10 protein-coding genes are annotated in these 12622 nt (G+C 56.5%); 7 read left to right on the top strand and 3 right to left on the bottom strand.

The window, feature by feature from the left end:
- Positions 1-42: 42 nt before the first annotated feature.
- Positions 43-927, top strand: a complete 885-nt coding sequence (gene rarD, locus CJF39_RS11495; protein WP_094993537.1) for an EamA family transporter RarD — start codon at positions 43-45, stop codon at positions 925-927.
- Here rarD and CJF39_RS11490 read toward each other — a convergent pair.
- Positions 924-2219 carry an ATP-binding protein gene (locus CJF39_RS11490; protein WP_094993536.1) on the bottom strand — a complete coding sequence of 432 codons (1296 nt, stop codon included), beginning with the start codon at positions 2217-2219 and terminating at the stop codon, positions 924-926. The two genes, rarD and CJF39_RS11490, sit on opposite strands and share 4 nt — an antisense overlap.
- A gap of 4 nt (positions 2220-2223) precedes the next feature.
- Positions 2224-2925, bottom strand: coding sequence for a response regulator transcription factor (locus tag CJF39_RS11485; protein WP_094993535.1), 702 nt, complete (start codon positions 2923-2925; stop codon positions 2224-2226).
- 177 nt (positions 2926-3102) lie between these two features.
- Here CJF39_RS11485 and CJF39_RS11480 point away from each other — a divergent pair, with 177 nt between their 5' ends.
- The 3 genes from CJF39_RS11480 to CJF39_RS11470 are packed head-to-tail and all read left to right on the top strand — an operon-like array spanning position 3103 to position 8049.
- On the top strand, positions 3103-4257 hold the full coding sequence (locus tag CJF39_RS11480; protein ID WP_094993534.1) for an efflux RND transporter periplasmic adaptor subunit: 1155 nt from the start codon (positions 3103-3105) through the stop codon (positions 4255-4257).
- 2 nt (positions 4258-4259) lie between these two features.
- Positions 4260-7358: an efflux RND transporter permease subunit gene (locus CJF39_RS11475; protein ID WP_094993533.1), complete on the top strand. Its 3099-nt coding sequence runs from the start codon at positions 4260-4262 to the stop codon at positions 7356-7358.
- Positions 7359-7410: 52 nt separating this feature from the next.
- On the top strand, positions 7411-8049 hold the full coding sequence (locus CJF39_RS11470; protein WP_094993532.1) for a DUF1345 domain-containing protein: 639 nt from the start codon (positions 7411-7413) through the stop codon (positions 8047-8049).
- 57 nt (positions 8050-8106) lie between these two features.
- Here the strand turns inward: CJF39_RS11470 and hppD are convergent, their stop codons facing one another.
- Positions 8107-9183, bottom strand: coding sequence for a 4-hydroxyphenylpyruvate dioxygenase (hppD, locus tag CJF39_RS11465; RefSeq protein WP_094993531.1), 1077 nt, complete (start codon positions 9181-9183; stop codon positions 8107-8109).
- 336 nt (positions 9184-9519) lie between these two features.
- On the opposite strand from hppD, the gene CJF39_RS11460 reads away from it, so the two are divergent.
- From CJF39_RS11460 to gloA, 3 genes are all read left to right on the top strand, one after another.
- The gene (locus CJF39_RS11460; RefSeq protein WP_094993530.1) at positions 9520-11064 is read left to right on the top strand and encodes an EAL domain-containing protein; all 1545 of its coding nucleotides are present in this window, start codon (positions 9520-9522) and stop codon (positions 11062-11064) included.
- Between the two features lie 239 nt (positions 11065-11303).
- Positions 11304-11663, top strand: coding sequence for a histone-like nucleoid-structuring protein, MvaT/MvaU family (locus tag CJF39_RS11455; RefSeq protein WP_094993579.1), 360 nt, complete (start codon positions 11304-11306; stop codon positions 11661-11663).
- Between the two features lie 397 nt (positions 11664-12060).
- Positions 12061-12582, top strand: coding sequence for a lactoylglutathione lyase (gene gloA / locus CJF39_RS11450; protein ID WP_094993529.1), 522 nt, complete (start codon positions 12061-12063; stop codon positions 12580-12582).
- The last annotated feature ends 40 nt before the right edge of the window (positions 12583-12622 follow it).

Below are 12622 nucleotides of genomic sequence, written 5' to 3'. Positions count from 1 at the left end.
GCCCACTCATACGAGTAACGCTGTAGATCCATTGAGGTTGTTGTGTCCAAAGGTATTGTTTTATCGATTCTGGCTTCCTGTTTATTTGGCGTCCTGTACTACTTCACATCCCTTCTGCGACCGCTGGACGGTCAAGAAATTTTCGGTTGGCGAATCCTAATATCGCTGCCCTTCATGACACTCTTTCTCTGCCTTTACGGCGAATGGAAGTGGGTTGCGCTCATCTTTCAGCGCTTGCGCGCCCGGCCTGCATTGATCCCCTGCGTCATGTTGACCAGTTTTCTGGTGGCGGTACAACTGTGGATGTTTATGTGGGGGCCTTTGAACGGTCATGGGCTCGATGTTTCATTGGGTTACTTCCTGCTGCCACTGACGATGATTCTCACGGGGCGCATCGTCTATGGTGAGCACCTGTCGCATCTGCAAAAGATCGCGACGGCGCTCGCTGTGCTGGGTGTGGCCAATGAACTGTACCGCACGGGTGGTTTCTCCTGGACCACGTTGGTGGTCGCCTTGGGTTACCCGATGTACTTTGTACTGCGCAAAAAAATCGGTATCGATAACCTCGGCGGCTTATGGCTGGACATGCTGCTGATGGTGCCCGTGGCGCTGTGGTTTGTGTTGGCAGGCGAGCATGTCGACCTTCAGGCGCAACGCTCAACGCTCTACGTACTGGTGCCGATGATGGGCATCATCAGTGCCGCTGCAGGTTTCGCTTACATCTTGGCAAGCCGCTTGCTGCCGTTCAGCCTGTTCGGATTGCTCAGCTATGTCGAGCCTGTGTTGTTGGTGGCCGTCGCCCTGCTATTGGGCGACAGCCTGGAGGAAGGTCAATGGCTGACCTATGGCCCGATCTGGCTGGCGGTGGGTGTGCTGGTACTCGAAGGTCTCAAACATGTGAGCCGGCAACGCCGCTATCTGAGCTAAACCGGTAGCCACAACCGGAAACGCGCTCCGCCCAGGGGGGAAGGCTCAATATTGAGCGTTCCACCTTGGGCTTCGAGGGCGCGCCGGCTGATCGCCAAGCCCAGACCAAAGCCCCCGGTGGCGCGGTCGCGGCTGCGGTCCAGGCGATAGAAAGGTTCAAACACGCGTTCGCGGTCCGCTTCCGGGATGCCGATGCCGTCATCGTCGACCCACAATTCACAGCCGTGTGCAGTGACATTCACCCCCACCTGAATGCGCCGATCGCAGTAGCGCATGGCGTTACGCAGCAAGTTTTGTAACGCGCGCGCGGTGAGTCTCGGGTCCAGCGCAAAGCGCTCCTGCGAGCCGTGCAGCAGCACGTCCAGCACGATGTCGGGGGTTTCCAGCTCTTCGTCGAAACTGCCCAGAATACTGTCGACAAATTCATCCAGTGACACCTCCACGCGCTCCGGCACCAGCGCCGGGTTTTGCAAGCGGCTAAAAGACAGCAACTCCAGCACCAATTCATCCAGTTCGCGGATATGCCCGACCAACACCTGCAACCGCTCGCGGCTGGCTGGCGGCAAGTCGTCGCATAACACCAGCGCCAAACCGAAATCCAGCCGCGTCAGGGGTGTGCGCAGTTCGTGGGAGACCGCATTGAGCAGGTCGCGTTGCTGGTTGAGCAGGCTTTCGATGTCTTGGGCCATGGTGTCAAACGCACTGGCCAGCCCGTGAACGTTCGACCGTGGCGAGATCTGCGTGCGCTCGCTCAATTGCCCCTGACCAATCAACGCCGCTGTGCGCTTGAGACGCTCCAGGTCGCGCCAGTGAGGACGCAGCCACAGCAATAAACACCCGAGCAATGCCGCGCCGATCAGTACGTTAATGCTCCAGTACAGGACGTTCATGTCGAAGGGATCGGGGGGCATCACCAATTCAATAGCCTGTTGCTTGTCCAGCGGTGACACCACCAGCGTGCGCCAGCCCCATTCGCCAATGCGCAACACGCCCTGCCCTTGCTGTAACTGGCGCTGTTCATCGGCATCGAATTTCGGGTCATTGACTGACAGCAGATTGACCCGCAACGGCGAGAACTGGCTGTCCAGCTCCCGGGCCAGCGCGGGCCATTGTTCGGCGGGTAATTGATGAAATTGTTTGACCAGCAGGGTTTGCATGCCGCGGGACATGTCGATGTTGTAATTCATGAACCGATCATGAAAGACCGTAACGATCAACTCGGGTACCAGGTAGATGGCTGCCCCGAATGTGACCATGGTCACCAGATATAGCCTTAGCAGGACCTTGAACATGGTTTCAGCATTCCCACTCGGAACGGCTGAAGAGGTAGCCTTTGCCCCACACGGTTTTGATCTTGCGCGCTTCCCCCGCGCAGTCATCGAATTTGCGCCGCAACTTGGAAATGGCCACGTCCACCGAGCGGTCTGTGCCGTTGAATTCAATGCCACGTAAACGCTGGAGGATTTGATCGCGGCTGAGCACTTCACCGGCATGCCGGGCCAGGACCACCAACAGGTTGTATTCACCGCTGGACAGCTCAATGTCTTGCCCGCGCCACGTGACGTTGCGTTCTGACAGGTCAATGCACAAGTTGCCGATCACGATCCGGTCATTGGCCACCTGCGGCTCGATCAGGCTGCTGCGGCGCAGTAACGTCCTCACGCGCGCCAGTAATACCCGCGGCTCGCAAGGTTTTGTCACATAATCGTCGGCGCCCATCTCTAGCCCCAGCACCTGATCATGACTATCGTCGCGGGCCGTCAACATCAGGATCGGCAGGCTGGCCGAGTCAGCACGCAACAAGCGGCACACTTGCAGGCCATCAAGGCCCGGCAACATCAGGTCAAGAATCACCAAGTCCGGCGGGTTGCTTTTAGCCCGGTCACGCACCAGGTCGCCACGGGCAATCACGCTGACCTCGTAGCCATTGCGCTCCAGGTAACTGGCAATCAGCTCCGAGAGCGCGGCGTCATCTTCGACCAGCAAAATAGTGGGCATAATAAATGCTTACAACTCGGGGAAAGCCAAAGGATATACAACCTCACACGGATAGGAGCATTACCTTCACACTTTTTCACACACCGCCTACACAGCTTCACAACGCCTCTTGCGTGCTGCCCTTAGCATGCGCAAGCACTTACAGAACTATCCTGCATTTATAAGAAGGCTCGCTCATTGAAAAAGCTCTTTGCCCCGCTCTGCCTTTCAGCGCTGGCACTGGCCCTCGCGGGGTGTGGCAAGAACCCCGACGCTGAAGAAAAAACGCCCCTGGTCAAGGTGCGAACCGAAGTCATCGCCACCGCGCCGCTGTCGATCAATAACGAATTGAGCGGACGCATCGTTGCCCCGCGCGTGGCCGAAGTGCGCGCCCGCGTGGCTGGCGTGGTGCTCAAGCGGGTGTACGAAGAAGGCAGCGAGGTCAAACAGGGGGACGTGTTGTTCCTGATTGATCCTGCGCCTTTCAAGGCCGATCTGGACAGTGCGCTGGCCGCCCTGCGCAAATCCGAAGCGCAGGCTTTGCAAGCCAGGTTGCAGAGTGAGCGTTACGCTGCGCTGATCGAAAGCAACGCCATCAGCGGTCAGGAATACGACAACGCCCGCGCCCAAGCGCAGCAGGCACACGCCGATGTCGCAGGCAATAAGGCCGCGGTGCAGCGTGCCCGCTTGAACCTGGGTTATGCCACGGTCACCGCGCCGATTTCCGGACGCATCGGCCGCGCACTGGTCACTGAAGGCGCGTTGGTCGGTCAGGGCGAAGTCACGCCGTTGGCACGGATTCAACAACTCAATCCTGTGCACGTAGACCTGACCCAGTCCACCCGCGATCTGGACAACCTGCGCGAATCCTTCCGCGCTGGCGAATTGCAAAAGGTCGGCAACGAGCAGGCCCGCGTCACCCTTGTCCGTGATAACGGCAGCCTGTATCCGTTGCCCGGCAAACTGCTGTTCACCGACGTTAACGTAGACCCGAGTACGGGCCAGGTGATTCTGCGCAGCGAGTTTCCCAACCCGGATAACGACCTGCTACCCGGCAGTTTTGTGCGCGTGCGTCTGGAACAGGCTTTTAACAAGCAAGGCATCAGCGTGCCGCAGCGCGCTATTTTGCGTGACAGCGCCGGGGTGGCTCAGGTGTTGTTGGTTGAAGCGGACAATCGCATCAAGCAGCAGCCGGTGCAGCTGGGCAATGCCCAACAGGATCGCTGGATCGTCAATGCCGGCCTGAAAGCTGGCGACCGCATTGTCATCGAAGGCCTGCAACATGCCCGCCCGGGCGAACAGGTGCAGATCGATGACCCCGCTCTTCCCCTCGTACACTCCACGGATCGGTGAGCATGCCGCAGTTCTTTATCGATCGGCCCATCTTTGCGTGGGTCGTCGCGTTGTTCATTGTGCTGGCGGGGGCTTTGGCCATTCCGCAATTGCCGGTCGCCAAATACCCAAACGTCGCACCGCCCAAGGTTGAGGTCTATGCGGTCTACCCCGGCGCTTCGGCCCAGACGCTGGACGAAAGTGTGGTCAGCCTGATTGAGCAAGAGCTCAACGGCACGGATGGCCTGATGTATTTTGAGTCTCAGAGCAGCCTGGGCAGCGCCACCATTACCGCCACGTTCAAGCCGGGCATCGATCCGGAAATGGCGCAGGTCGATGTGCAAAACCGCCTCAAGGCCGTCGAGTCACGTTTGCCACAGGCGGTCATGCAACAGGGGTTACAAGTCGAGAAAGTCTCGTCCGGCTTTTTAATGCTGGTAACGCTCACGGCTAATAACAGCCCGCTGGACGAGGTCGCGCTCAGTGACTACCTCGCCCGCAACGTCATGAACGAAATCAAGCGTATAGAAGGCGTGGGCAAGGCCCAACTCTATGGCGCCGAACGGGCCATGCGCATCTGGATCGATCCGCAAAAGCTGATCGGCTTTCACTTGACCCCTGCTGACGTCAATCAGGCAATTGCCAATCAGAACGCTCAGGTTTCGGCGGGCAGCATCGGTGATTTGCCGGGACGCCCGACGCAGGAAATCACGGCTACGGTGCTGGTTAAAGGCCAGCTCTCGACCCCTGAAGAGTTTGGCGACATTGTGCTGCGCGCCAATCCGGACGGCTCCACGGTGCGCGTGCGCGACGTGGCGCGGGTCGAAATTGGTAGTCAGGAATACCAGTACGGCACACGCCTCAATGGCAAGACTGCCACAGCCTTCAGCGTGCAGTTGGCGCCCGAAGCCAACGCCTTGAGCACTGCGACCCTGATTCGCGCCAAGATGGACGAGTTGAGCCGGTACTTCCCTGCGGGTGTTGAGTACACCATCCCGTACGACACATCGCCGTTCGTCAAAGTCTCGATTACCAAAGTGATGTACACCCTGGTCGAGGCGATGGTGCTGGTGTTTGCCGTGATGTTCCTGTTTTTACAGAACATCCGTTACACCCTGATCCCGACACTGGTGGTACCGGTCGCGCTGATGGGCACGTTTGCCATGATGCTGGTGCTTGGCTTCTCGATCAACGTACTGACGATGTTCGGTATGGTGCTGGCGATCGGGATTCTGGTGGATGACGCCATTGTGGTGGTGGAAAACGTCGAGCGGATTATGGTGACCGAGGGGCTGTCCCCACGCGAAGCCACACGCAAGGCCATGACCCAGATCAGCGGCGCTATCATCGGTATCACCCTGGTATTGGTGGCCGTGTTTATCCCGATGGCGTTCATGCCGGGCTCGGTGGGGGTGATTTACCAGCAATTCTCGCTGTCGATGGCCACCTCAATCCTGTTCTCGGCTTTTTTGGCCCTGTCGCTGACCCCGGCGTTGTGCGCCACCCTGCTCAAGCCCATTGCCAAAGGCGAGCATCATGCCAAGGGCGGTTTCTTTGGCTGGTTCAACGCGCGGTTTGAGCGGCTGTCCCAAGGCTACGAGCACTGGGTGGTGCATGTGATCAAGCGCAGCGGGCGCTATTTGCTGGTCTACGGCGCACTGCTGGTGATGTTGGTGCTGTGTTTTGCCCGTCTGCCCTCCTCGTTTTTGCCGGTTGAGGATCAGGGCTACACCATTACCGACATCCAGTTGCCGCCGGGGGCCAGCCAGGTGCGCACGATCAAGGTGGCTGAACAGATCGAAGCGCACAACGCCACTGAGCCGGGGGTGGGTAACACCACGATGATTCTGGGCTTCAGCTTCTCCGGTAACGGCCAGAATGCCGCGCTGGCGTTCACGACCATGAAGGATTGGTCCGAGCGCGGCGTAAAAGACTCAGCTTCGGCCATCGCCGACCGCGCCAATGCGGCGTTCAGCGACCTCAAGGATGCCGTGGCATTTGCCATTCTGCCGCCACCCGTGAGCGGGCTGGGGACCTCGAGCGGTTTTGAGTTCCGTCTGCAAGACCGTGGTGGCGTCGGGTATGACGTGCTGATGCAAGCACGCAGCGAGTTGCTGGCGTTAGCCGAGAAAAGCCCGGTGCTGACCAATGTGCGTGAAAGCGCACTGGCTGAGAGCCCGCAGGTGCAACTGGAGGTTGACCGTAAGCGCGCGAATGCATTGGGCATTTCCTTTGCCGACATCGGAAACGTGCTCTCTACGGCCGTGGGATCGGCTTACGTCAATGACTTCCCGAATCAGGGCCGCATGCAGCGCGTGGTGGTACAGGCCGAGGGCGATCAGCGCAGTCAGGTTGAAGACCTGCTCAAGATCAATGTGCGCAACAACCTCGACAAGATGGTGCCGTTGTCGGCCTTTGTCGAAGCGCGCTGGATTCAGGGGGCATCGCAGTTGACGCGTTACAACGGTTACCCGGCCATCAGCATTTCCGGCGAAGCGGCCGTCGGCCACAGCACTGGCGAAGCGATGATCGAGATCCAGCGTCTGGTTGCACAGCTGCCCGCTGGCATGGGCATGGAATGGACCGGCCTGTCGCTGGAAGAAAAAATCTCCGGAGCACAGGCGCCGATTCTGCTGGGCCTGTCGTTGCTGGTGGTGTTCTTGTGCCTGGCAGCCTTGTACGAGAGTTGGTCGATCCCCACTGCTGTGTTGTTGGTGGTGCCTTTGGGCGTATTGGGCGCAGTGCTGGCAGTGACGTTGCGAGGAATGCCCAATGACGTGTTCTTTAAGGTGGGCTTGATCACGATCATTGGCCTGTCGGCCAAGAACGCGATCCTGATCATCGAGTTCGCCAAGACCTTATATGACGAGGGTCATGATCTGGTGGATGCCACTGTGCAGGCGGCGCGCTTGCGTCTGCGTCCGATCGTAATGACTTCACTGGCTTTCATTCTCGGCGTCGTGCCGTTGGCCATTGCCACCGGCGCGAGCTCCGCGAGTCAGCAAGCAATTGGTACGGGCGTTATCGGCGGCATGATCGTGGCCACGCTGGCCGTGGTTTTCGTGCCGGTCTTTTTTGTTGTGGTGATGAAACGAGTGAGCAGAAAACCGCGAGCGCATTAAGCATCGTCGGCGCGTGCTAAGGTTCAGCACTACCACGTTACAGGGACTGTTTATGCCGCACCTTGCACGCACTCACCCTCGCCTGACCGCTGCCACTGTTCTGGGGGTTGCGGTCGGGATTTTCGCACCCGCCGCGACCCTGACCACCCAGTTTCTGCTGGGCTGGAATGCCGGTGTCTGGCTGTACCTGGCGTTGACGTTCTGGCTGGTGGTTCGCTCCAAAGCCTGCGACGTCAAACGCACGGCGGAAGTTGAAGACGAAAATGCCAGCATGGTGTTGTTCACTGTCTGCGTGGCTGCAATCGCCAGCCTGGCAGCGATCACCCTTGAGCTCTCCGGTAATAGCAAACTGAGCAACACCGACCAGATGATGCACTACGCCTTCACGGGTATGACCATCGTCGGTTCGTGGTTGATGATCGGGGTTATCTTCAGCCTTCACTACGCCCGACTCTTTTACAACAATGATGGCCTTGAACCTGCGCTGCGTTTTCCTGAAGGTGAGCTGGACCCGGACTACTGGGACTTCCTGTACTTCTCTTTCACGTTGAGCGTAGCGGTACAAACCGCTGACGTTTCAATTGCCACCCGCGAGATGCGTAAAGCTGTATTGGGCCACTCCTTGTTGGGTTTCTTGTTCAACACGGCTGTATTGGGTTTCTCCATCAACATTGCCGCAGGCTTGTTTTAAGCCCATAAAAAAACGCCCGCCCCTATGACAGGGCGGGCGTTTTTTTGTGCGCCAGAATCAGTCTGCGGTCAATACACCGCGACGCACCTGATCACGCTCGATGGATTCAAACAGGGCCTTGAAGTTACCTTCCCCAAAACCGTCGTCCCCCTTGCGCTGAATAAACTCGAAGAACACCGGGCCCATCAGGGTTTCGGAGAAGATCTGCAGCAGCAAGCGCTTGTCGCCCTTATCGGACGAACCATCGAGCAAGATCCCGCGTGATTGCAGGGCCTCTACCGACTCGCCATGATTTGGCAAGCGGCCTTCAAGCATTTCGTAATAGGTGTCCGGTGGAGCTGTCATGAAGCGCATGCCGATTTTCTTCAGCGCGTCCCAAGTCTTGACCAGGTCGTCACTGAGGAAAGCCACGTGCTGAATGCCTTCGCCGTTGAACTGCATCAGGAACTCTTCGATCTGCCCGGCACCCTTGGACGACTCTTCATTGAGCGGGATGCGGATCATGCCATCCGGGGCTGTCATGGCCTTGGACGTCAGGCCGGTGTACTCACCCTTAATGTCGAAGTAACGAATTTCACGGAAGTTAAAGAGCTTTTCGTAGAAATTGGCCCAGTAAGCCATACGCCCGCGGTACACGTTGTGGGTCAGGTGGTCGATGATTTTCAGGCCTGCCCCCACGGGATGACGGTCCACGCCTTCAATGAAAACAAAGTCGATGTCATAGATCGAACTGCCTTCGCCATAACGGTCAATCAGGTACAGCGGTGCACCACCGATGCCTTTGATCGCAGGGAGGTTCAGTTCCATTGGACCGGTCGGGATTTCAATCGGTTGCGCGCCCAGTTCAAGTGCCCGGGCATAAGCCTGCTGCGCATTGCGCACGCGAAATGCCATGCCGCAAACGGACGGGCCGTGCTCGGCAGCAAAGTAGGAGGCTACGCTGTGAGGCTCATTGTTGAGGATCAGGTTAATGTCGCCCTGGCGGTACAGGTGCACAGCCTTGGAGCGGTGGGTGGCGACTTTGGTAAAACCCATGATTTCGAAAATGGGTTCAAGGGTATTCGGTGTTGGGGATGCGAACTCGATGAATTCAAAGCCCATCAGACCCATTGGGTTTTCGTATAGATCAGCCATTTTGGCGCCTCATCTTTGTCATTTTTAGAATTAACGTAAGGTTATTTGCTAAGAATGCCGAAGCGTTGAGGCGGCGCGCAGGAAATGCCACGTACACTGCGCGCAAGGAAATCTCCGTGAATCAGTTGGAACCCGAATATCTTCATGTCGACCCATCTCTTGCGGGCGGGGCTTCTGCTTGCAGAAGTCATTATTCTTGTATGCGTAAGCGGATTCTACATGGCGTAATCAGGTTTGTCCCGGCCACCCGTGAATTTGTGGCGTACCAATGCTAACCTTTTCCTATTACCGCCTACCCTCTTTCTATCGATAGCCCTTGTGTGCGCAGGAACCTGAATGCCTTTAACGCTGAAAATGACCCGCAAATGGACAGAGCGTTACGCGTTGGTTGTGCTCAGTGGATTACTGCCTGTGGTGCTGGGGTTGTGCATCATTGTCTGGCAGGCTGATCGTTCTTTGAAACTGGTCGCTCAACAGACCTCGACCGAGGCGGTCAGGCAATTCGATCAAATGCTCGACAATGCAGCGCTGGCCTCGGAGGTGGTGCTGCCTTTATCCGGTCAGGCCTGCCCCCAGGTCGAACTTGCGCTACGCGATCAAGTTACTCGCCGCCCCTTTGTTCGCTCGGTCAACCTGGTATGGGATAACCAACTGTACTGCTCCTCGCTGTTCGGCAACTTCAAGGAAACCGTCAACCCGGAAAATTATGCCGCCGGGCGGTTGTGGTTAATGGCAGGCAATCCGGTCACCCCGAACGAACCCCTGCTGATCCTGCGCAAACAAAAAAACGCTCAAGGCGTTCTGGTCAGCCTGTATGGTTTTCACTTGGTCAATGTATTGGGCCTTATCAATCATAAAACCCTTTTATTGATACAAGTGGGCGATGCCTGGATTGACCGTTATGGCGTCGTTCGCACTACGCCTGTACCGCAATACCCTGTGGCGCAAGTTAGCTTGCCATCGTCTGAATACCCCTACCGTGTCGTGGTGGGTTTCAGCGACGGTGAAGTGTGGCGTTTTGCTGTGGTGGAATACCCCGGTTTACTCGCATTACTGATCTTTTTGGGCGTGGTGTCGGCGGCCACTGTTCGCTGGTTACAAAAGCGCGCGTCATCTCCCAGCCATGAACTCCAGCGGGGGTTGGAGGCAGGAGAATTCATTCCCTTTTTCCAGCCTATTGTGCGCGCCGCTGACCGGCAGTGGGCGGGCGCTGAAGTATTGATGCGCTGGCAACATCCACGCGAAGGTCTGGTCGGGCCTGATTTGTTCATTCCTTTTGCAGAGCACTCCGGGCTTATTGTGCCCATGACGCGGTCGTTAATGCAGCAAACCGCAAAGTTGTTGGCGCCACAGGCCAATCGTCTGGAGACCGGTTTTCATATTGGGTTCAATATCACGGCCCGGCACTGTCAAGACCTTGAACTGGTTGAAGACTGCCGGTCTTTTCTTAAGGCTTTTGCACCCGGGCATATAAAACTCGTATTGGAGTTAACAGAGCGTGAATTGATTGTCCCGAGTGAGGTGACCCACCGCTTATTTGCCCAATTGCATGAGCTGGGGGTGATGATAGCCATTGATGACTTCGGCACAGGGCACTCAAGCCTGGGCTACCTGCATGAATTCAATGTGGATTATTTAAAAATTGATCAAAGTTTCGTCGCCATGATCGGCGCGGATGCCCTGTCCATTCATATTCTTGATGCCATTATTGAGCTCAGCGCAAAACTGGGGCTGGGGGTTGTCGCGGAAGGGATTGAGACCGAGGAACAAAGCGACTATCTGGCAGCCCGTGGCGTGGCGTTTTTGCAGGGGTACTTGTTCGCACGCCCTTTACCTGCAGAGCAGTTTATCGTGTCTTTGCACGAGCGCCCGACCGCATAGATGTAAACGAAGCCAAACGCTTTAATCAGGTGTTATAGAGCCGATCATCTGTTGTGTGGCAGTTTGTAAATTAACTACTACAATTTTTTTGACCGGATTCAGGTCGCCCAATTCCTTATGTTACTGAGCAGTCATTTGCAATGAACCGCTGAAGTACTGTTCTGTCTACCTTATGTTGCCCGTCCATCTTTCATCACATCGGTCAGGTACAGACCGAACCCACGATCGGAGTAATGACTTTGAGCAGACTTGCCGAGTTTCGCGCCGCTGAAAAGGCGCTACAAGAACAAATGGCGCAGTTGGAAGCCTTGAAAAATGATGCCGGATTAAAAAAGGAGATTGAATTCGAACAAAAACTTCAAGGGTTGATGAAATCTTACAATAAGAATCTGCGTGACATCATCGCGATTCTTGATCCTCACCCCGTGACATCCAAGCCTTCAGCAGCCCCTAAACAGCGCAAAGCCCGTGTTGTGAAGGTTTATCACAACCCACATACCGGTGAACTTATTGAAACCAAAGGCGGTAACCATCGCGGGCTTAAAGCGTGGAAGGAAAAGTACGGCGCATCAACCGTCGAGCGTTGGGTTCGCAGCTGACCCTTCCTGTAAAAGCCCTGTTTATCAGGGCTTTTTTGGGCAAGTAATTTATAGCGCCCTCTTTACAGCACATTGAAGGCTCACCCATGTCCACCGGCGCCGATAGTGCGAGGACCATTCAGCCGGGTTACGGGTCCGATAGTCGCAAGCGCATCGATATTCACAAATTTTTCACACCCATAGTTTCAGGATGAAGGCTGCTAAAGGACTAGCGCCCCATGCCCGCTTCGGCGGGCTTCTTTTTGCCTCGGATTTATCGAGCGCCCGCTCTACATCAACATCGCCATCCGTCCCATGAGCCGAATCGGGTTTGGCGCATGGCGTCACATTCCGTATCATTCCCTTCATCACGCTTACCGTAGCGACCAATCATCCAAGCATCATCTTCGGAGGGTTCATGAGCCTGCAAACACTGAACAGCATTCCCGGCGTTACTGCCACACCGGATAGCGCTACCCAAAATTTCGTGTTCAACCACACGATGCTGCGCGTCAAGAACATCGAGAAATCCCTGGATTTTTACACCCGCATCCTGGGTTTCTCATTGGTGGAAAAGCGCGACTTCCCTGAAGCCGCGTTCAGCCTGTACTTCCTGGCGCTGGTCGACAAAGCGCAGATCCCGGCGGATGACGCCGCACGCACCGAATGGATGAAGTCTATCCCGGGCATTCTGGAACTGACCCACAACCACGGCTCGGAAACCGACGACAGCGTTGTTTACCACAATGGCAATACCGATCCGCGCGGCTTTGGCCATATCTGCATTTCCGTGCCTGATATTGTCGCGGCCTGCGAGCGTTTTGAGGCACTGAATGTCGACTTTCAGAAGCGTCTGAGCGATGGCCGCATGAAGTCCCTGGCCTTCATCAAAGACCCCGACGGCTACTGGGTCGAGATCATTCAGCCCACCCCGCTGTAATAAGCAGCGCAAAAAAAACCCATGATTGCTCATGGGTTTT

Source organism: Pseudomonas lundensis, assembly GCF_002269125.1.
Lineage (GTDB): Bacteria > Pseudomonadota > Gammaproteobacteria > Pseudomonadales > Pseudomonadaceae > Aquipseudomonas > Aquipseudomonas lundensis_A.
This window is presented reverse-complemented; position numbering and strand designations above follow the sequence as displayed.